2 rRNA genes are annotated in these 1053 nt (G+C 55.7%); both read right to left on the bottom strand.

The features are described 5' to 3' along the window. Window positions 1-226, bottom strand: a 23S ribosomal RNA gene (locus C6558_RS38715); the annotation flags it as partial. Window positions 227-664: 438 nt separating this feature from the next. Continuing rightward, window positions 665-1053, bottom strand: a 16S ribosomal RNA gene (locus tag C6558_RS38710); the annotation flags it as partial.

The following is a 1053-nucleotide window of genomic DNA, read 5'->3' as shown; positions in this document are numbered from 1 at the left end:
GTTTTCTCTTCCTGTGGGTACTGAGATGTTTCACTTCCCCACGTTCCCTCCACCCGGTCTATGTGTTCAACCGGGGGTCACACGACACGTCGTGCGGGGTTTCCCCATTCGGAAATCCTGGTCTCAACGTCCGGTTATCGACTCCACCAGGCTTATCGCAGATTCCCACGTCCTTCTTCGGCTCCTGTTGCCAAGGCATCCACCATGCGCCCTTGGAAACTTTCACACACAATGAAAGTCCTCAAATGAGCAATATCTAACTAAGATGTCATTCTCGGCATCACCACACCTCACACACCACCCCAGGGGGGAACAGTGCGATCAACGATGCAGCAACAAAAAATAAGATGCTCGCGTCCACTATGCAGTTCTCAAACAACAACCCACACCCCATCCACCAACCCCACAGGCCAGCTTCACAAGGCACGGACACCAGAAACAACAACCCCAACCCTCACAGGTCAGGGCACCTGCTGTTCCAGGACCCAACAGTGTGCCAACACCAGCTCGCAGCCACCAACACCACCCATTCCAACCACACCCGCAAAGGCATGACGTACTCGAGCACTGCCGGCACCACCACTGGCACCATTCATTGATGTTCCACCCATGAGCAACCCGCCATCACACACGCGGTGATGCAACGGGCACTGATGCTCCTTAGAAAGGAGGTGATCCAGCCGCACCTTCCGGTACGGCTACCTTGTTACGACTTAGTCCCAATCGCTGGTCCCACCTTCGACGGCTCCCCCCACAAGGGTTAGGCCACCGGCTTCGGGTGTTACCAACTTTCGTGACTTGACGGGCGGTGTGTACAAGGCCCGGGAACGTATTCACCGCAGCGTTGCTGATCTGCGATTACTAGCGACTCCGACTTCATGGGGTCGAGTTGCAGACCCCAATCCGAACTGAGACCGGCTTTTTGGGATTAGCTCCACCTCACAGTATCGCAACCCATTGTACCGGCCATTGTAGCATGCGTGAAGCCCAAGACATAAGGGGCATGATGATTTGACGTCGTCCTCACCTTCCTCCGAGTTGACCCCGGCAGTC

This window comes from Ensifer sp. NM-2 (genome assembly GCF_003024455.1).
Taxonomy (GTDB): Bacteria; Pseudomonadota; Alphaproteobacteria; order Rhizobiales; family Rhizobiaceae; genus Ensifer; species Ensifer canadensis.
Note: the sequence above shows the minus strand (reverse complement) of the source record. Positions and strands in the feature narration are given on the sequence as shown.